This window comes from Pseudomonas fluorescens (assembly GCF_019212185.1).
In the GTDB taxonomy this organism is placed as follows: Bacteria; Pseudomonadota; Gammaproteobacteria; order Pseudomonadales; family Pseudomonadaceae; genus Aquipseudomonas.
Map to the genome: position 1 here is coordinate 5,153,930 of NZ_CP078138.1, position 18,963 is coordinate 5,172,892.

An 18,963-nucleotide genomic window follows, 5' to 3' on the forward strand; every position below is an offset into this window, starting at 1 on the left:
GAGGTCTTGCTGCACCGCCGCACTTGAATGAAGTGCCAGATAATGCAAGAGCCCGGTGTGTCGTTCAACTCAGTCAGCTTTGTCGCCACCGGCCAGATTTTTCTTCGAACCGGTCTTGAAGTCGGTTTCGTACCATCCGGTACCGCTCAGGCGAAAGCCCGGCATCGACAGCATTTTTTTCAGTTCGGGTGCCTGGCAGGCTGGGCAGTCGACCAACGGTGCGTCGCTGATCTTCTGGATGGCTTCCAACTGATGACCACAGGAAGCACATTGATAGTCGTACATCGGCATGGGATTGTCTCGGCGACCAGATTGATCCCGCGCAAACAGTGGGTTTGGCGGCAAAGAGCGGGATTATATCGATTAAATCGTGCCTGTGCAGCCGTAACGCTGCACGGGCAACACCGAGCACGCCTCCACACCCGGAACAAGCGCGTCACTCAATAGAGGCGGCGCTATCGCTCAGGCTGTGGACTACACACATGACCCGCACCAGGCCACTGAAATTCTTCACGCCGCCGTGACGCAGATGCACCTCTCTATCCACGTGAGACAGTAAAGCGCTGACCGAACAACAATTGCGTTTCGCCATGCGCGCCAGGATATCCCAGTAGACCTGCTCCAGCCGCAAGCAGGTCGCAAAGCCATTCAAGCGAACCGACCTTGAGAGAGGACGGGCGAGCTCCATGTCAAATTCATGACTGAAAGGATCAACCCTAATATCCTGACGACGTGAGGTTTTATAAACTTCCGACCCTGAAACCTTAACCATCTGACTGACACTCCTTTGTCGCTGAACTTATAAAACAACAACTCCTATCGACATATAAACGCAAGCAGATACATATTTCCAGACGGCTTTATAACCAGCCACGTAGGACAAGCCATCAGTCAAGGCAAGACCTTTAACTTTGTCCGACACACTTCGAACAATCAGAACTTCCACGTAGGAATAATCAAAAATACCAGGCGCCAATTTGAAATCAGCGTGGGAAAAGACACTCGAAGCAAGGCAAGCGAATAGCGGGCGGCACCTTCAGCGTGCCGCCCGTTGCCAGGGATGGGTTACTGTTCGTCCAGCAGTGAACGCAGCATCCACGCGGTCTTCTCGTGCACCTGCATGCGCTGAGTCAGCAAGTCTGCGGTAGGTTCATCGCTGACCTTATCCAGCAAGGGGAATATGCCCCGAGCCGTACGCGTAACCGCCTCCTGTCCCTGGACCAACTGCCTGATCATATCTTCGGCACTGGGCACTCCTTCTTCCTCCTTGATCGAAGAAAGTCGTGCGTAAATTGAATAAGCACCCGGCGCGGGAAAGCCCAGTGCGCGAATACGCTCGGCAATCAAATCCACCGCCAGTGCCAATTCATTATATTGCTCCTCGAACATCAAGTGCAGCGTACGAAACATTGGCCCCGTCACATTCCAGTGAAAGTTATGGGTTTTCAGGTAAAGCACGTAAGTGTCTGATAGCAAGCGTGAAAGTCCATCGACGATGGACTTTCGATCTGCTTCGCTGATACCGATATCAATAGCCATGCTTTTCCCCTTTCGGTGATGAAATCCACTTCACGCCTGGGCATTTACTGTAGCAACACTCCCCGCACCTCGCCGGACGGGGTTGATGTCCAGCAGGGTTGCAGTTGAACGCGCCTGACACTAACCCTCGCCAGACGTTTGTGGCGCGCCATCGGTCGACCGCCCATGGCGCGGGCCTGCGCCTCGTCTGCGCTCATTTGAGAAGGTACGGCCTTTGCTGTTAAATAGACGCCGTGTGACTGCCGCTATTATTCCGCGAGCCGAACACAGGCTTTTACCTGGTACGTGTCCAACGCCTCCTATTGTTCAGAAGCGAACCGTACTCATTCAGTTCTTCCTTGTGATCCGTCTAAATGTGAGTTCATCAAAATGTTGAAAATCGTCCACCTGCTAACGGGCGCAGCAGCTTTGCTGCTGTCCTTTATCCCCAGCCTGCAAAGTGAAGCTGTGCCTTACCTGCAAAATCCCGACGCGCTGTACCTGGCGTTCCTGGGCTTGCTCAATCTGATCCTTGCGCCAGTGATTCCCTACTGGAACAAAGGCCCTCGCCATCAACTGCAGAACCTGGTCAGCGCCTTGCTGGTACTGGCCGTTGTCCTGCAAACCCTGACACTGCTGGCACCCATGCCGGAAATCGGCAGTCATCCATCCGTCCTGTTCAGCCTCGCTGTCGTGCTGGTCGCGGTGTTGCTGCATCTGGCCGTAAGCTTTTACAAGTCCTCGCCTGCCGCAGCCGCCCCGCAAAACTACGATATGACTAACCGCGATACCGGTACGGTCAAGTGGTTCAACACCTCGAAAGGCTTCGGCTTTATTTCCCGCGATTCAGGGGATGATATTTTCGTGCACTTTCGCGCCATTCGCGGTGAAGGCCACCGCGTCCTGGTGGAAGGACAGCGAGTGGAGTTCTCGGTGATGAACCGGGATAAAGGCCTGCAAGCTGAAGATGTGATTGCGGCCTTGCCGCGGCGCTGATTTTCTCAGGCTGAAAAAAACCGCGATGCAGCCAGGCTGCTCGCGGTTTTTTTTGGCGTATCGCGTGCGGGCAATCAGTAGTGCGGAGGCGGCGCCTCCTCCTCGAATGATTCGAATTGCCCAACCATTTCCTCCTGGCGCTTGAGCAAGGCAGCCATTTGCAACTGCAGGCGCTCGACCACTCGTTGCTGTGCCACCAGCACATCATTCATTGCCTCGATAGCGTCATCCTGAAACGCCAGACGACTTTCCAGGTCCATGACGCGCTCTTCCAGGTTCATTTCTCAGCCCTCCAGAAAAGTGAAGTCATCGGTCAGCACCACCCGCAGACGCTCGCGAATCGCCGCCACCTGTTCAGCGCTGTAGGGTCGGGCCGGATGCTTGCCCCAAACGGGCGCGGGCCATGCGGCGTCGTCACGCTTGCGCACGATGACATGCATGTGCAATTGACTGACAACGTTACCCAGGGTCGCCACATTGATCTTGTCCGCGTCGAACGAGTCCTTGAGCATTTCAGCCAGTTGCGTTGTTTCGTGCCACAGCTGTTGCTGATCCACAGGATCCAGTTGAAATAGCTCGCTGATATCCGCCTTGCGCGGCACCAGGATAAACCAGGGGTAGTTCGAATCGTTGGATAACAGTAACCGACTGAGCGCGAAGTCTCCGATTGGCAAAGTGTCCTGTTGAAGTCGTGAATCCAAAGCAAACACCGCGCGCACTCCTGCAAAGTCCTTGATATGGGCGACGCGTCGAGCCTGAAGAGCTGCACGCCGGCCCTGTCTGCACAGCATACCCGCGAACGGCACCGGGTTCACGGCGAAAAGCCCCTGGCCCCGCAACGCGCCATCTACGAGCCGGACGCACCATTGCAAGGCATCCATTGCGCGAGCCATGGCGATCTACCGGACTTCAGTCCATAAAAGCGTGACATCCATAGAAAAAGTAAGAATTTTTCTGCAGAGATGAAAACCGGGTCTACGCTGATATCTCCGAACATCCGCCATTTACACACCCATAAGTGTGAACCGGTAACAATTTATGCTCCGCCCCGTGCACAGGCATGGTGCAACACCAGAAGCAAAAGGGAGTCAAGCGCAAACAATTCGGCGCCAAAAGGCCCGTGTTTATTCAGTTTCGCGATCTGAAACAGCGCATTGCAAAAAATCCAAGGCGAAAAATCCGGTTTGTGCACACTTGTTGCATTGATTCCCACATCGTCTATAGGGCAGCTGCTGGAAGCGCGCGCCCTTGGACCCATAAGAACCGCGGCAAGGTCGCCCACGGAGATTCAAGTGCAGCACATGGACTCTTTTTTCTGACGCGGACGCTGTGTATAAACAGCGCTGAAGTTGTCGGTCCGAATGCACATTTTTTGCAAAAATACGACCTCGAGCACGCATTTTGCGACAGGGCCGTAAAGAAGCTGAAAGGATGAAAGCGCAAGTATCGCCAACATTGTCGGCGTGATATAAGTTTGCGCCGACACAAAAAGAAAGAGCCGCCCAGATAATAAATCAGGTGGGACGGCAGAACTCTTCAAAAAAAACCAAAGGAGCAAATCACGATGCGCGTGATGAAGTGGAGCATGATCGCCCTGGCTGTTTCAGCAGGCACCTCGCAGTTCGCAATCGCGTCCTCCCAGGACGATTCCAAAGGCTTTATTGAAGACCAAAGCCTGACAGCCAAGACTCGTATCGAGTACATGAACCGCGACTTCCGCAACGGCGCAGGCAACATTGCCAAGCCAGGCGGCGGCTTCAAGAGCGGCTATCGTCAGGACACTGGTATCAGCGAGCTGATCACCTACGAATCCGGCTTCACCCAAGGGACCATCGGTGTTGGCGTTGACGCTCTGCTGGGCGCTACCGCCAAGCTGGACGGCGGTGCCGGTCGCGCCGGTAACGGCCTGTTTGCCCGCGACAGCGATGGCAACCCGGAAGACACCCAATCCAAAGGCGGCGCGGCTGTTAAATTCCGCCTGTCCGACACCACTCTGAAATACGGCCGTCAATTCGTTGCCAGCCCGGTTTTCGCCACTGACGACAGCCGCCTGCTGCCAGAAGTTGCTGAAGGTACCTACATCTCCAGCAAGGAAATCAAAGGCCTGGAAGTCAACCTGGGTCGCTTCACTGCCCTGAGTTCCCAAACCGGCATGGGCAAGGACAGCATCAACGGTGCGCACACTCCTGGCCTGACCAGCGCCAACATCGGTGGTGCTACCTACCAGTTCACCGATAACTTCGTAGCCGGTTTTGCTGCTTCCGACGTAGACGACTACTTCAAGAAGCAATACATCAACGCCAACTACACCCTGCCGATCAACGACGAACAGTCGCTGAACTTCGACCTGAACGCGTACAAGACCAAAGACCAGGGCGCTGCCCTGTACGGTCCTCTGGACAACAAACTGTGGAGCTTGGCAGCTGCCTACAGCCTGGGCGCACACAAGTTCACCCTGGGCTACCAGCAGTCCTCGGGCGACACCAACTACCTGTACGGTGTTGATGGTAACGGCACGATCTTCGTAGCCAACTCCATCCAGATCTCCGACTTCATCGGTCAGGAAGAGAAGTCGTACCAGGCTCGCTACGACCTGAACATGGCCACCTACGGTGTGCCTGGCTTGAGCTTCATGAGCCGTTATGTTTACGGTAACAACATCGAAACCACGTCCGGCTCCGAAGGTAAGGAACACGAGTTCAACTTCGAAACCAAATACGTGTTCCAGGAAGGTCCGGCCAAGGATCTGTCCCTGCGTCTGCGTAGCGCGATCTACCGCGCCAACAACGCTTACAACGCTGATTACACTGCAGACAACAACGACGTACGTATCATCGTTGAATACCCGCTGCACATCTTGTAATTCGCGGTACTTGCTAGTGACTTGAGCCTGGCTCAAAGCAAAAGCCCCTCACCCTTGAACAGGTGAGGGGCTTTTTTTTATGTCAGTGGGATGACAATCAAACTCTAACTATTGAATAGCCTGCTAATAATAAGCAGAGACTTAATTACTTCCCTACACATAAAAAACCCGGGCGATTTATTGGTCGCCCGGGTTTCATTTGCCTACTTGACCGAAAAGCCAGGTATCAAGCGGTTTCCTGAACTACGCGAATGACGCGCTGTGGAAACGGGATATCAATGCCGGCCTCTTTCAAGCGATCACGGGCGTGTTCGTTGAAATGAAACATCACATCCCAGTAGTCCGACGTTTTCGTCCAGACCCGCAACGACAGGGTAATCGAGCTGTCGCCCAGCACCGAAACCACCGCCACCGGCGCAGGATCGGTCAATACGCGTGCGTCGTTAGCCAGTTCGAGCAAGACGGCACGGGCCTTTTGCAGGTCAGCTTCGTAATCAACGCCGACATCAAACACCACTTTGCGCGTCGGTTGGCGGTTGGTGTTGGTGATGATGCCGTTGGAAAGCACGCCGTTAGGCACGATCACAGTCTTGTTGTCGCCGGTACGGATGATGGTGTGAAAGATCTGAATGCTGTCGACAGTACCCGCGGTACCCTGGGCTTCGATGAAGTCACCAATGCGGAACGGACGGAACAGCAGGATCAGTACCCCGCCAGCGAAGTTTGCCAGGCTGCCTTGCAACGCCAGGCCAATGGCCAGGCCGGCGGCACCGATGGCCGCGACAAAGGAGGTGGTTTCCACGCCGATCATCGACGCAACGCTGACCACCAGCAAAACCTTGAGAATGATGTTCGCCAGGCTGCTGATGAAGCCCTGCAACGCCAAGTCGGCATTGCGCAGTGCCAGCAGACGCCCGACCTTGTGAGTCAGCTTGTTGATCAACCACCAGCCGATGGCCAGGGTCACCACTGCCAACAGCACACGGCTGCCATACTCCATGATCATCGGGATCCAGGCCTGGGAAGCCTTCACCAGGTTGTCCACTTCAGCATTCAAATCCATCTCTCTCTCCTGATTCCCGGCTACCCGGCACATAAAACCAAGCAGCAGAAAGACCAAACCCTTGCAGGCTCAATCATTTCTGCTGTTGCTTGGGCCTCGGACGACAATAACGCCGAGAGGTTCCCTGCTGACTGATCAGTCGCGGAAGTTGTTGAACTGCAGCGGCATGCCAAATTCCTTGGCACGCAAGGCAGCGATTGCTTCCTGCAGGTCATCACGCTTCTTGCCGGTGACCCGCACCTGCTCACCCTGGATGGCGGCCTGGACCTTGAGCTTGGCGTCTTTGATATGTCCGACGATCTTCTTCGCCAGCTCCTTGTCGATGCCTTCCTTGAGCACGGCGTCCTGCTTCATCAGTTTGCCCGATGCATAGGCATCCTTGACTTCAAGGCACTGCACGTCGATCTTGCGCTTGACCAGTGCCAGCTTGAGGATCTCGATCATTGCTTCGAGCTGGAAATCGGCCTCGGCGGTCAGGTTGACGGTCAGGTCCTTTTCCTTGAACTCGAAGCTGCCCTTGCCTTTCAAGTCATAACGACGATCGAGTTCCTTGACGGCGTTCTCGACCGCGTTGGTGAGTTCGTGTTTGTCCAGTTCGGATACCACGTCGAACGACGGCATGTAATCTCTCCAATAAAAAACGGCGCGCACAATAAAGATGGGGCACGCCTGGCTTGCGGTTAAAATCCGCGCTGATTATAACGGGTCTTTCCCATCCGCAGCGGCGAGCCTCACATGCACCTGCCAATCCGAGCGAAAATCTGATGTCGACCACCTGGCACATTCTGGGCGCGGGCAGCCTGGGTACCCTCTGGGCAACTCGCCTGGCGCGCGCGGGCCTGCCAGTGAAGCTGGTTCTGCGCGACGCGACGCGCCTGCAAGCCTATCTGGACGCAGGCGGCCTGACCCTGGTCGAGCAAGGGCAGCCACAGTGTTACGCGGTGCCGGCAGAAACCGTCGACGACGATGGGCCGATCGAGCGCCTGCTGGTCGCCTGCAAGGCTTACGATGCCGAAGCCGCAGTGGCGCAGGTGGCCCATCGCCTGAACGACAACGCTGAACTGATCCTGCTGCAGAACGGCCTTGGCAGCCAGGATGCGGTGGCCGCACGCCTGCCCCACGCCCGCTGCATCTGCGCCTCCAGTACCGAAGGCGCGTTTCGTGATGGAGATTGGCGTGTAGTGTTCGCCGGTCATGGCTACACCTGGCTGGGCGACACACTCCAGCCGGTAGCACCGATCTGGCTGGAGGATCTGGACGCGGCGGGCATTCCCCACGCCTGGAGCGTGGACATCCTGACCCGGTTGTGGCGAAAGCTCGCACTCAACTGTGCGATCAATCCGCTGACCGTCCTCCATGGTTGCCGTAACGGCGGCTTGCAGGTGCATCACTGCGAAGTCGCCACCCTGTGTCTGGAACTGACCGAGTTGCTCGAACGCTGTGGCCAGCCCGCCGCCGCAGAGGATCTGCAACAGGAAGTCGAACGAGTGATCCTGGCCACTGCGGCCAACTTTTCGTCCATGTACCAGGACGTCGCCAATCAGCGCCGGACCGAAATCAGCTACCTGCTGGGACATGCCTGCGCGGTCGCGGCACGCCACCAACTGGTATTGCCGCACCTGACGCAATTGCAGCAGCGCCTGATCACCCACCTGCAAACTCGCGGATTGCCCAGCGACTGAGCAGCGGCTACGCTGGCCTCCTGTTCTTCTTTAGCGACGACCCCGATGCCATTGCGCCAGCGCCTCGAAAACCTGCCGGTCGGCCAGAAATTGCTGGCCGCCCTGTTGGTGCTGTTGATCACCGTCCTGCTGGTGGCCAACCTGACCTTTATCAGCGCCGCCTATTGGATCTCCCAGGAAAGCATGGCCCCCCAGGCCCTGCAGACCATCGGCCGCCTGGTGTCCAATCCGTCCATTGCCGCGCAGGCACTCAACTCGCCGCAGGACGCGGAAAAACTTCTGAATGAACTCAACAGCTATACGCCGTTGCGTGCTGCAGCACTGTATGACGGCAGAGGACAGCTCTTGGCGCAGGTCCAGCATGGCGACCACCTCGAACTGCCCAAGCGCTATCGCCATATCGAAGCGTGGCAGGCCACCGAATTTCGCAGCAATCAATTGATCACCCTTGCGCAGCCCGGTGCAGCGCCCGGGCACTTGCTGTTGGTGGCGAGCAGCGAGTTGCCAGTGGCGTTCTACACCGGAACGCTGACCGCCAGCCTGGGCATCCTGATCTTCAGTATCCTGCTTTGGCTTTTGATTGCCCAACAGATCAAGCGCCTGATAACCCAGCCTATCCATCAACTGGAGGTACTGTCACGCCAGGTCACCCGAGAAGAAAACTACGCGTTACGTGCCTCACGCGGTAACCACGATGAAATTGGCAGCCTGGCCGAAGCCTTCAACACCATGCTGTCGCGCATCGAGGCTCGGGAGCAACAACTCAAGCGCGCCCGGGACGACTCCCAGGCCGCCTATGACCAGGCCCAGGGTCTCGCCGAAGAAACCCGTCACACCAACCGCAAGCTGGAGCTGGAAGTCCAGGTGCGGAGCAAGATCGAGAAAAAACTCACGGGCTTCCAGAACTACCTCAACAGCATCATCGACTCCATGCCCTCGGCGCTGATCGCCCTCGACGAGCAGCTCTACGTGACCCAATGGAACCAGGAAGCCAGCGCTCTCTCCGGCACGCGCCTGGACGAAGCCTTGAACCAGCCGATTTTCCTCGCCTTCGAACCACTCAAGCCGTTCTTGCCGCAACTCAAGGAAACCGTCGAACAACATAGCGTGGTCAAGATTGATCGGGTCACCTGGTTCAAGGAAGACGAGCCCAAACACTATGCACTGACCTTTTACCCGTTGATGGGCGGTGCCGGTCGAGGGGTGGTGATCCGCATTGATGACATTACCCAGCGCCTGTCCCTGGAAGAAATGATGGTGCAGTCCGAGAAGATGCTCTCGGTGGGGGGCCTTGCGGCCGGCATGGCCCACGAGATCAACAACCCCTTGGGCGCGATCCTGCACAACGTGCAGAACATTCGACGCCGGCTATCCACCGAGCTGCCGAAGAACCTTGAAGCGGCAGAACAGCTCGGTGTGGAGCTGGACAACATCAATCAATACCTGCAAAGCCGCGAAGTCCCACAACTGCTCGACGGCATTCAACAAGCCGGGGCCCGCGCGGCGAAAATCGTCACTCACATGCTCAGCTTCAGCCGGCGCAGCAACCGGCAGATGGCGCCTTGTGATCTTCCGGCGCTGATCGATCAGGCCGTGGAGATCGCCGGCAATGATTTCGACCTGGCAATCGGCTTCGACTTCAAGGGCCAGGCCATCATTCGCCAGTTCGACCCTCAGCTTGGACCAGTGCCCGGTACGGCCAACGAACTGGAGCAAGTGCTGCTCAATCTGTTGAAAAACGCAGCCCAGGCCATTCATCAACGGGAAGACGACAGCGAGCCCGGCCGCATCATCCTGCGCACCCGACTCAATCCACCATGGGCGGAAATCCAGGTCGAGGACAACGGCATCGGCATGACCGAAAGCGTGCGCAAACGCACCTTCGAGCCGTTCTTCACCACCAAGGAAATCGGCCAGGGCACCGGTCTGGGACTGTCCGTTTCGTATTTCATCATTACCAATAACCACAAGGGGCAGATGGAGGTGCAGTCAACCCTCGGCCAGGGCACGTGTTTCACCCTGCGCCTGCCATTGACCGGCTTCCCGCTCGCCCCTCACGAACTCAAACCACTGGAGCACTAGGCATGGGTTTTCGCCTGTCAAAGATCTACACCCGCACCGGCGACAAAGGTGAAACCGGCCTGGGCGACGGTCGCCGGGTGCCCAAGGATCACCCGCGCATCGAGGCTATCGGCGAAGTCGATACATTGAATAGTCAGGTGGGGGTGCTGTTGGCCGGCTTGGCCGAGCACAGCGGTCACTGCGCCGGGTTGACTGAAGTGATCGAAGTCCTGGCGCCTTGCCAGCATCGACTGTTCGATCTCGGCGGTGAGTTGGCGATGCCGGAGTATCAAGCGCTGAACGCACAGGAGATCGAGCGCCTGGAGGCGGCGATTGACGTGTGGAATGACGAGCTGGGGCCGCTGGAGAATTTCATCTTGCCCGGTGGCTCGAGCTTGATTGCCCAGGCCCATGTCTGCCGCAGCCTGGCCCGCAGCGCCGAACGCCGTTGCCAGCAATTGAACGCCATCGAGCCCTTGGCGGGGGTCGGCCTGGCCTATATCAATCGGTTGTCGGACTTGCTGTTTGTCGCCGCCCGGCTGATTGCCAAACGCCAGGGTGTCAGCGAGATTCTCTGGCAAGCGGCGAAAAAACCCGAGGTCTGACGCCCCTGGGGTTTTTCACCTGCACTCGCCAGAATCAGGCTTGGGGCCAGAACGCCCGGATCCCGGCCACACCCTGCGCACCCGCCTCCCACGCTTGCTGACGCTCGGAAGGGCCGACACCGCCGAGCAGGAACACGGGCTTGCTGAAACCAGCAATCAGTTGTCGGGCCTGCTCCCAACCCAGGGGCACCGCATCGGGGTGAGTCTGGGTCAGCTGGACCGGCGACAAGGTGACAAAGTCGACGCCCATCTGTTCAGCCAGACTAAGCTCTTCGGCGTTGTGGCACGAAGCCGCGAGCCAGCGCGAGGCCGGCAACGGACGACCGGCACTGGCGTACTTGCGCAACTGCGCGCCGGTGATGTGCCAACCGGCGGAAGGAAAATCCCCCAGCCATTCGAACGGCCCCTTGAGCATCAACTGCGCCTTGCCCGCACACAGGCCCACGGCATCCACCGCCAGGTCGCGGTATTTCGGGTCGTAGCCGTTGGGGGCGCGCAATTGAACCAGCTTGATGCCGCCCGCAATGGCTTTCTGAATGCCACGCAGCAGTTCAGGGGTTTCCAGGCCCTCAGGCGTAATCAGGTATTCAGCCGGCAATCGCGCGGCAGCGACGATCGACAGATTGGCGGCTGGAAACTCGTAATTGCCCAACTCACGCGTGGTCACCCAGGCCAGCGGCTGGCCTTCGGCGCCATGGGGCTCGCCGGTAAATGCCGAAACCTCCCAGACATCCAGCAACACCTGCTTGTCCGGATAGTCATGCTGGACCTTGATCAAGGGACGCGCGGCGCTCACCACGATCCCCAACTCTTCGTGCAGTTCGCGGGCAAGCGCGGCCGGCACCGCCTCGCCCTCTTCGACCTTGCCTCCGGGAAATTCCCACAGACCGCCCTGGTGCTGGGTATCGGCGCGGCGCGCAATCAGGATCTTGCCGCTGGCATCACGAATGACTGCTGCCGCTACATGGACTCGTTTCACCGCACCACTTCCTCTAAACCGGCTTTCTGCCAAGCCTGGAAGGCTGGCCATTGATAAATCGCTTGAACGTAGGCTTCGGCATCGGCCGGCAATTTGACCTGATAGGTGCGCAGGCGCACGGCTATCGGGGCGAAAAACGCATCAGCCAGGCTCACGCTGCCAAACAGGAACGGACCGCTTTCGGCCGACGCCGCACGGCACTCGGTCCACAGCGCCAGCATGCGCTCAATCTCCGCTTGCACATCGGCAGGCATCGGCACCAGCGGCGCGTCCCGGCTCAGGTCGAACGGCATGTTGCTGCGGATCGCAAAGAACCCGCTGTGCATCTGCGCGCAGGCGGAGCGGGCCTGGGCACGGGCGGCGATGTCTAGTGGCCAGAGTTGCACCTCGGGGAAGCGTTCAACCAGGTACTCGGCGATGGCCAGCGAATCGGCGATGGTGCCATGCTCAGTCTTGAGCAACGGGACCTTGGCCGTCGGCGAATGCTTAAGCAATCGCTCGCGGGTATCGGGCTGGTTGAGCTTGATGATTTCTTCGGAATAGGTCGCGCCCGCCAGATTCAGTGCCAGGGCACCGCGCAGGGACCAGGAGGAATAGAGTTTGTCGCCAATGATCAGGTGGTAGCTCATATACGCATCCTTGGGATGAGGGGGTACAGGCCAGAAATCGCTCGCGTGTGGCAGGTGCCACTCCCCCAGGGCTGCTGTGGGAGTGGGCTTGCCCGCGATCAGATCGACAGGTTCTTACGTACGGTACTCAGCGTTGATTTTCACGTATTCGTGGGACAGATCAGTGGTCCAGATGGTTTCGCTGCAGTCGCCGCGCCCCAACTCGATACGGATGGTGATCTCTTCACGTTGCATCACCGCCGAGCCCTGGGCTTCGGTGTAGGTAGCGGCGCGAGCACCACGGCTGGCGATGCACACTTCGCCGAGGAATACGTCGATCTTGCTTACGTCGAGGTCCGGTACGCCTGCACGGCCGACGGCTGCCAGGATACGACCCCAGTTTGGATCGGAAGCGAACAATGCGGTTTTGATCAGGGGCGAGTGCGCCACGGTATAGCCGACGTCCAGGCATTCCTGGTGATTGCCGCCACCGTTGACTTCGACGGTGACGAATTTGGTCGCACCCTCGCCATCACGGACGATGGCCTGCGCCACCTCCATGCACACCTCGAACACCGCCTGCTTCAACGCCGCGAACAATGGACCACTGGCCTCGGTGATTTCCGGCAGTGCAGCCTTGCCGGTGGCAATCAGCATGCAGCAGTCGTTGGTCGAGGTATCGCCATCGATGGTGATGCGGTTGAACGACTTGTTGGCGCCGTCGAGCATCAGGTTTTGCAGGACTTCACGGGACACTTTGGCGTCGGTCGCGATGTACCCGAGCATGGTCGCCATGTTCGGGCGAATCATCCCGGCGCCCTTGCTGATGCCGGTCACGGTGATGGTCACGCCGTCGTGTTGGAACTGCCGGCTCGCGCCCTTGGGCAGGGTGTCGGTGGTCATGATCCCGGTGGCCGCGGCCTCCCAGTTATTTTCCGACAGGTCGTCGAGGGCGGCTTGCAGTGCGCCCTCGATCTTCTCGACCGGTAGCGGCTCGCCAATCACACCCGTGGAGTAAGGCAGCACCAGGCTAGCATCCACGCCAGTCAGCTCAGCCAGCTTGGCGCAGGTGCGCTCGGCAGCCGCCAGGCCCGGCTCACCGGTACCGGCGTTGGCATTGCCGGTGTTAGTCAGCAGGTAACGCACCGGACCCTGGACGCGCTGCTTGGCGAGGATCACCGGCGCCGCGCAAAAGGCGTTCAAGGTGAAGACACCGGCAACGGTCGACCCTTCAGCACAGCGCATGACCACCACATCCTTGCGCCCAGGGCGCTTGATGCCAGCCGAAGCGATACCGAGTTCAAAACCGGCAACCGGGTGCAACGTTGGCAAAGGACCAAGACCAACAGCCATGAATGCGCTCCTCTAAATAGGTGATATCTGCAGCGTCGACGCAGGTGGGGATTAACCCGGGTCGATGACCTGAATGGAAAAACGCCGCGACGGCAGGAGCCGGTCGCGGCGCGGGTATTTCAGCGATTGAAACGGGTTTTACTGGATCTGCCCATGGCAATGCTTGAACTTCTTGCCCGAACCGCAGTAGCACAGTTCGTTGCGGCCCAGCTTCTGCTCGTTGCGTACCGGTGCGGTAGCGAGGGCCACGTCGACCTCTTCGCCGATCTGCTCCGGCTGCTCCAGGCCTGGGGCTTCTTCATGCAGGAACTGCATGCGGGCCGCCAGTGCCTCGGCTTCCTGACGCAGGCGCGCTTCTTCTTCGGCTGGATCTTCGCGGCGAACCTGAACGTGCGACAGTACACGGATGGAATCGCGCTTGATCGAATCGAGCAGTTCGGAGAACAGGGTGAACGACTCGCGCTTATATTCCTGCTTCGGGTTCTTCTGCGCATAACCGCGCAGGTGGATACCGTGACGCAGGTGGTCCATGGTCGAAAGGTGGTCTTTCCATAGATCGTCGAGGACGCGCAGGACGATTTGCTTCTCGAACGTGCGCAGGGCTTCGGCGCCGGCCTGGTCTTCTTTCTCGTTGTACGCGGCGATCAGCTCTTGCATCAGCTTCTCGCGCAGGGTTTCTTCGTACAGGTGATCGTCTTCGTCGAGCCACTGCTGGATCGGCAGCTTCACCCCGAAATCGCTTTCCAGCGCGGCTTCCAGACCGGCAACGTCCCACTGCTCAGGCAGCGACTGCGGCGGAATATGCGCCGATACGGTGGCGTTGAGCACATCCTGACGGAAATCAGCGATGGTTTCACCGATGTTGTCGGCGGCCAGCAACGTGTTACGCATGTGATAGATCACTTTACGCTGTTCGTTGTTGACGTCGTCGAACTCGAGCAATTGCTTACGGATGTCGAAGTTGCGCCCTTCAACCTTGCGCTGGGCCTTTTCGATGGCGTTGGTCACCATGCGGTGCTCGATCGCTTCACCAGGCTGCATGCCCAGGGCCTTCATGAAGTTCTTCACCCGGTCAGAGGCGAAGATACGCATCAGGCTGTCTTCTAGCGACAGGTAGAAGCGGCTCGAACCGGCGTCACCCTGACGACCGGCACGACCACGCAACTGGTTGTCGATACGGCGCGATTCGTGACGCTCGGAAGCAATTACCTGCAAGCCACCCGACTCCAGCACTTGCTGGTGACGCTTCTGCCAGTCGGCCTTGATCTGGGCAATCTGCTCGGGGGTCGGGTTTTCCAGGGAGGCGACTTCCACTTCCCAGTTACCGCCCAACAGGATGTCGGTACCACGACCGGCCATGTTGGTGGCGATGGTCAGCGCTCCCGGGCGACCGGCCTGGGCAATGATCTCGGCTTCCTTCTCGTGGAACTTGGCGTTCAGGACCTTGTGTTCGATACCTTCCTTCTCGAGCAGGCGGGACATGTGCTCGGAGGTTTCGATGGTCGCTGTACCTACCAGGACCGGACGGCCAGCGGCCATGCTTTCCTTGATGTCGGCGACGATGGCGGCGTACTTCTCGTCCGCGGTGAGGAACACCAGGTCGTTGTAGTCTTTACGCGCCAGCGGTTTGTTCGGTGGAATGACCATGACCTGCAGGCCATAGATCTGGTGGAATTCGAACGCTTCGGTGTCGGCTGTACCGGTCATGCCGGACAGTTTGTTGTACAGACGGAAGTAGTTCTGGAAGGTGGTCGAAGCCAGGGTCTGGCTTTCAGCCTGGATGTTCAGGTTTTCCTTGGCCTCGATGGCCTGGTGCAGACCTTCGGACAAACGACGGCCCGGCATGGTCCGGCCGGTGTGTTCGTCAACCAGTACGACCTGGCCATCCTGCACGATGTATTCGATGTTGCGATGGAACAGCTTGTGCGCACGCAGACCGGCATACACGTGGGTCAGCAGGCCCAGGTTATGCGCCGAGTACAGGCTCTCGCCCTCAGCCAGCAGACCGATGCGGGTCAGCACTTCTTCGATGTACTGGTGACCGGCTTCGTTGAGTTCGACCTGACGGATCTTCTCGTCAACGGTGTAATGGCCAGCCTGGGTGACTTCGCCCTCGACTTCTTCGACGTGCAGCTTCAACTGCGGGATCAGTTTATTGATCTCGATGTAGAGCTTGGAGCTGTCTTCGGCCTGGCCGGAGATGATCAGCGGGGTACGGGCTTCGTCGATGAGAATCGAGTCGACTTCGTCGATCACGGCAAAATTGAGTTCGCGCTGGAATTTCTCTTCCATGCTGAACGCCATGTTGTCGCGCAGGTAGTCGAAACCGAATTCGTTGTTGGTGCCGTAGGTGATGTCGCAGGCGTAGGCCGAACGCTTTTCTTCCGGCGGCTGGAACGGCGTCACGACGCCGACGGTCAGGCCTAGGAACTCATAGAGCGGACGCATCCAGTTGGCGTCTCGACGCGCCAGGTAGTCGTTCACGGTTACAACGTGGACGCCCTTACCGGACAGTGCGTTGAGGTATACGCCCAGTGTTGCCACCAGAGTCTTGCCTTCACCGGTACGCATTTCGGCAATCATGCCTTCGTGCAAGGTCATGCCACCGATCAACTGAACGTCGAAGTGGCGCATGCCCATGATGCGTTTACCGGCTTCACGGGCAACCGCGAAGGCTTCTGGTAACAACTTGTCGAGGGTCTCCCCTTTGGCGAAGCGAGCTTTGAACTCAGCGGTCTTGGCACGCAATTGATCGTCCGAAAGGGCCACCATTCGCTCTTCGAAGGCATTGACGAGTTGCACCGTCTTGAGCATGCGTTTGACTTCACGCTCGTTCTTGCTTCCAAAAAGTTTTTTTAACAAAGGCGCAAACATATCGGCAGGATCTTCCACACTAAAGGGATGGAGGGCGGCCCCGTGAGTCGCCCGAGCAGCCCTCATGGCCGCACGCGAACGAGCATTCTACCCGGAAACGGTGGTCAGGAAAGTAGGGATATTCCACGATGCTGGCACAGCGTTATGACGGGGCTCACTTAAAATAAGGGCTTTTTGCTGAACTTCAAGCCATACACGGCAGAAGTTACTTGTTGATTTAATGGGTAAAGCGCGAACAAAGCAATGGGCGGGTGCTACGGGCGCTTTCTGCTACCATGGCCGCTCTGTTACTTCAGGTGTCCGATCATGGCATTTCGCCCTCTTACGGCCAGAGCACCCGCCGTTCTACTACGCGAAGCCAAACCGTTAAAGGCCATTCTCGGCCATGCACAACGCCTGGGTCATTTACAGCGCCTGCTCGAAAGCCAATTGCAGCCGGCGGCTCGTGAACATTGTCACGTCGCCTCCTGGCGCGAAGGCAGCCTGCTGCTAATCGTCACCGACGGCCACTGGGCGACCCGCTTGCGCTATCAGCAAAAACGCCTGCAGCGCCAATTACAGGCGTTCGATGAGTTCGCCCGCCTGACCCGCATTCTGTTCAAGGTACAACCGCCGACCGTGCAGCAAGGCGCGGCCGGCCACACCATGGACTTGTCATGCGACGCGGCAGCCACCATCCAGGCGACGGCCGACGGGATCAGCGATCCCAATCTGCGCGCCGCCCTCGAGCGCCTGGCCGCCCATGCCAGGCCTAAAAGCTGAGCACCTAGCGCCGCTTGCTGCCCCCCAGCAAGGAGCCCATCAGACCGCGAACCAGCTGCCGCCCCAGTTGATTGGCGGCCTGGCGCATGGCCGATTTCAGCGCCTGCCCGGCAGCAGTGCCGAGAAACTCACCGGCTTTGTCGGTAAAGCTTGGCTCCTCCGTTGCAGGCTTGATCGGAGCATCCTGTGCTTCGGGGGCCAGCCCCTTGCGCCCCATCAGCACTTCATAGGCCGACTCACGGTCGATGGGCTTGTCATAACGGCCGACCAACGGCGAACTGGCAATCAGCGCGGCGCGCTCGGCCTCGCTCAACGGCCCGATGCGCGATTGCGGCGGCGCCACCAGCACCCGCTGGACCATCTCTGGCGTACCTTTTTCCTGCAGGGTCCCGACCAGTGCCTCGCCAATCCCCAACTCGGTCAACACGTCGAGGGTGCTGAAGGCCGGGTTCGGTCGGAAGCCATCAGCCACTGCCTTCAGGGATTTTTGCTCTTTGGCGGTAAAGGCGCGCAACCCGTGCTGAATGCGCAGCCCCAGTTGAGCCAGCACATCATCAGGCAGGTCACCCGGCGACTGGGTGACGAAATACACGCCCACACCTTTAGAACGAATCAGCCGCACCACTTGCTCCAGGCGATCCTGCAACGCTTTCGGGGTGCCAGAGAACAGCAGGTGCGCCTCATCGAAAAACAATGCCAACAACGGTTTCTCGGCATCGCCGCGCTCAGGCAACTGCTCGAACAGCTCTGCCAATAGCCACAGCAGGAAAGTCGCGTAGACCTTCGGTGCTTCGTGCACCAGGCGGCTGGCATCCAGCAGGTGAATGCGCCCGCGGCCATCACTGGCAGGAGCGAGGATGTCCTGCAACTGCAACGCCGGCTCGCCAAACAAGGCTTCGGCGCCCTGCTGTTCCAAGGTGGCCAGGCGCCGCAACAGGGCCTGACTGGAACCGGTGGTCATCAATGCAGCGTCATCGCCGAGCAACTCGGGATGTTCCTTGAGGTGATTGAGCAGGGCCTTGAGGTCCTTCAGATCAAGCAGCAACAAACCTTCTCGGTCGGCCACCTTGAACGCCGCATAAAGTGCCGACTGCTGGCTGTCGGTCAACTCAAGCAGGCTGCCCAACAGCAATGGTCCCATTTCACTCAGCGTGGTGCGCAATGGATGACCTGATTGGCCGTGGATATCCCACAACGTCACCGGATACGCCTTCGCCTGATAGTTGAGCCAAGGCATGCCGGCGATACGTTCGGCCACCTTGCCCTGCGGGTTGCCCGCAGCCCCCAGTCCACACAGATCACCCTTGACGTCCGCTGCAAACACCGCAACACCGGCATCGCTGAACGCCTCAGCCAGGCGTTGCAAGGTGACGGTCTTGCCGGTCCCGGTGGCGCCGGCCACCAGTCCGTGACGGTTTGCCAGGCGCATAGCCTGGGCAATCGGCTGAGCTTTCAGATCTGCACCAATAACGAGTTGCAATGAATCAGGCATTTTTTCACCCATGGTTAAGCTTTGGTCCTACACAGCCGATAGATAGAAGCGAGAGACCTAACTGAGAATCGGGTCGGATAATTCCCTAAGGAAAGACGGAAATATCA

The 18,963-nt window shown here is 58.5% G+C and carries 19 protein-coding genes; 7 read left to right on the forward strand and 12 right to left on the reverse strand.

Going from position 1 to position 18,963, the window contains the following annotated elements:
* Nucleotides 1-69 precede the first annotated feature (69 nt).
* From KW062_RS23075 to KW062_RS23085, 3 genes are all read right to left on the reverse strand, one after another.
* Nucleotides 70-291: an FmdB family zinc ribbon protein gene (locus tag KW062_RS23075; protein ID WP_007977333.1), complete on the reverse strand. Its 222-nt coding sequence runs from the start codon at nt 289-291 to the stop codon at nt 70-72.
* Between the two features lie 145 nt (nt 292-436).
* Nucleotides 437-772, reverse strand: coding sequence for a ribbon-helix-helix domain-containing protein (locus tag KW062_RS23080; RefSeq protein WP_027619822.1), 336 nt, complete (start codon nt 770-772; stop codon nt 437-439).
* Nucleotides 773-1,065: 293 nt separating this feature from the next.
* On the reverse strand, nt 1,066-1,539 hold the full coding sequence (locus KW062_RS23085) for a Dps family protein (RefSeq protein WP_027619821.1): 474 nt from the start codon (nt 1,537-1,539) through the stop codon (nt 1,066-1,068).
* Between the two features lie 369 nt (nt 1,540-1,908).
* Here KW062_RS23085 and KW062_RS29135 point away from each other — a divergent pair, with 369 nt between their 5' ends.
* Nucleotides 1,909-2,514, forward strand: a complete 606-nt coding sequence (locus KW062_RS29135; protein ID WP_027619820.1) for a cold-shock protein — start codon at nt 1,909-1,911, stop codon at nt 2,512-2,514.
* A 74-nt stretch (nt 2,515-2,588) separates the two neighbouring features.
* Here KW062_RS29135 and KW062_RS23095 read toward each other — a convergent pair whose 3' ends face one another.
* Complete coding sequence (locus KW062_RS23095) at nt 2,589-2,795, reverse strand: SlyX family protein (protein ID WP_027619819.1); 207 nt, start codon at nt 2,793-2,795, stop codon at nt 2,589-2,591.
* Between the two features lie 3 nt (nt 2,796-2,798).
* A complete protein-coding gene (locus KW062_RS23100; RefSeq protein WP_027619818.1) occupies nt 2,799-3,224 on the reverse strand; it encodes an HIT domain-containing protein in 426 nt (141 codons plus the stop codon).
* Between the two features lie 350 nt (nt 3,225-3,574).
* Here KW062_RS23100 and KW062_RS23105 point away from each other — a divergent pair, with 350 nt between their 5' ends.
* Complete coding sequence (locus KW062_RS23105) at nt 3,575-3,949, forward strand: hypothetical protein (protein WP_218424810.1); 375 nt, start codon at nt 3,575-3,577, stop codon at nt 3,947-3,949.
* Between the two features lie 129 nt (nt 3,950-4,078).
* Nucleotides 4,079-5,377, forward strand: a complete 1,299-nt coding sequence (locus KW062_RS23110; protein WP_027619816.1) for an OprD family porin — start codon at nt 4,079-4,081, stop codon at nt 5,375-5,377.
* 226 nt (nt 5,378-5,603) lie between these two features.
* Here the strand turns inward: KW062_RS23110 and KW062_RS23115 are convergent, their stop codons facing one another.
* Together KW062_RS23115 and KW062_RS23120 are read right to left on the reverse strand one after the other, a co-directional pair.
* Nucleotides 5,604-6,440, reverse strand: coding sequence for a mechanosensitive ion channel family protein (locus KW062_RS23115; RefSeq protein WP_027619815.1), 837 nt, complete (start codon nt 6,438-6,440; stop codon nt 5,604-5,606).
* A gap of 135 nt (nt 6,441-6,575) precedes the next feature.
* Nucleotides 6,576-7,061, reverse strand: coding sequence for a YajQ family cyclic di-GMP-binding protein (locus tag KW062_RS23120; RefSeq protein WP_027619814.1), 486 nt, complete (start codon nt 7,059-7,061; stop codon nt 6,576-6,578).
* A 143-nt stretch (nt 7,062-7,204) separates the two neighbouring features.
* Here KW062_RS23120 and KW062_RS23125 point away from each other — a divergent pair, with 143 nt between their 5' ends.
* Genes KW062_RS23125 through KW062_RS23135 form a run of 3 tightly spaced genes read left to right on the forward strand, consistent with a single transcriptional unit; the run spans nt 7,205 to nt 10,788 of the window.
* Nucleotides 7,205-8,122: a putative 2-dehydropantoate 2-reductase gene (locus KW062_RS23125; RefSeq protein ID WP_105753872.1), complete on the forward strand. Its 918-nt coding sequence runs from the start codon at nt 7,205-7,207 to the stop codon at nt 8,120-8,122.
* Between the two features lie 45 nt (nt 8,123-8,167).
* Entirely contained in the window at nt 8,168-10,204 is a 2,037-nt protein-coding gene (locus KW062_RS23130; RefSeq protein WP_027619812.1) for a sensor histidine kinase, read from the forward strand.
* Between the two features lie 2 nt (nt 10,205-10,206).
* The gene (locus KW062_RS23135) at nt 10,207-10,788 is read left to right on the forward strand and encodes a cob(I)yrinic acid a,c-diamide adenosyltransferase (RefSeq protein ID WP_027619811.1); all 582 of its coding nucleotides are present in this window, start codon (nt 10,207-10,209) and stop codon (nt 10,786-10,788) included.
* Between the two features lie 34 nt (nt 10,789-10,822).
* On the opposite strand, the gene KW062_RS23140 is transcribed toward KW062_RS23135, so the two are convergent.
* The 4 genes from KW062_RS23140 to secA form a co-directional block, all read right to left on the reverse strand.
* Nucleotides 10,823-11,767 (reverse strand): Nudix family hydrolase, encoded by a 945-nt coding sequence (locus tag KW062_RS23140; RefSeq protein WP_105753873.1) that lies wholly within the window; start codon nt 11,765-11,767, stop codon nt 10,823-10,825.
* The gene (locus KW062_RS23145) at nt 11,764-12,396 is read right to left on the reverse strand and encodes a glutathione S-transferase family protein (RefSeq protein WP_027619809.1); all 633 of its coding nucleotides are present in this window, start codon (nt 12,394-12,396) and stop codon (nt 11,764-11,766) included. Before KW062_RS23145 ends, KW062_RS23140 begins: the two co-directional genes overlap by 4 nt.
* A gap of 114 nt (nt 12,397-12,510) precedes the next feature.
* The gene (gene argJ, locus KW062_RS23150; RefSeq protein WP_027619808.1) at nt 12,511-13,728 is read right to left on the reverse strand and encodes a bifunctional glutamate N-acetyltransferase/amino-acid acetyltransferase ArgJ; all 1,218 of its coding nucleotides are present in this window, start codon (nt 13,726-13,728) and stop codon (nt 12,511-12,513) included.
* A gap of 138 nt (nt 13,729-13,866) precedes the next feature.
* A complete protein-coding gene (secA, locus tag KW062_RS23155; RefSeq protein ID WP_105753874.1) occupies nt 13,867-16,602 on the reverse strand; it encodes a preprotein translocase subunit SecA in 2,736 nt (911 codons plus the stop codon).
* 306 nt (nt 16,603-16,908) lie between these two features.
* Here secA and KW062_RS23160 point away from each other — a divergent pair, with 306 nt between their 5' ends.
* Nucleotides 16,909-17,364, forward strand: coding sequence for a DUF721 domain-containing protein (locus tag KW062_RS23160; protein ID WP_027619806.1), 456 nt, complete (start codon nt 16,909-16,911; stop codon nt 17,362-17,364).
* Between the two features lie 4 nt (nt 17,365-17,368).
* Here the strand turns inward: KW062_RS23160 and KW062_RS23165 are convergent, their stop codons facing one another.
* Nucleotides 17,369-18,856: a helicase HerA-like domain-containing protein gene (locus tag KW062_RS23165; protein WP_105753933.1), complete on the reverse strand. Its 1,488-nt coding sequence runs from the start codon at nt 18,854-18,856 to the stop codon at nt 17,369-17,371.
* Between the last annotated feature and the right edge of the window lie 107 nt (nt 18,857-18,963).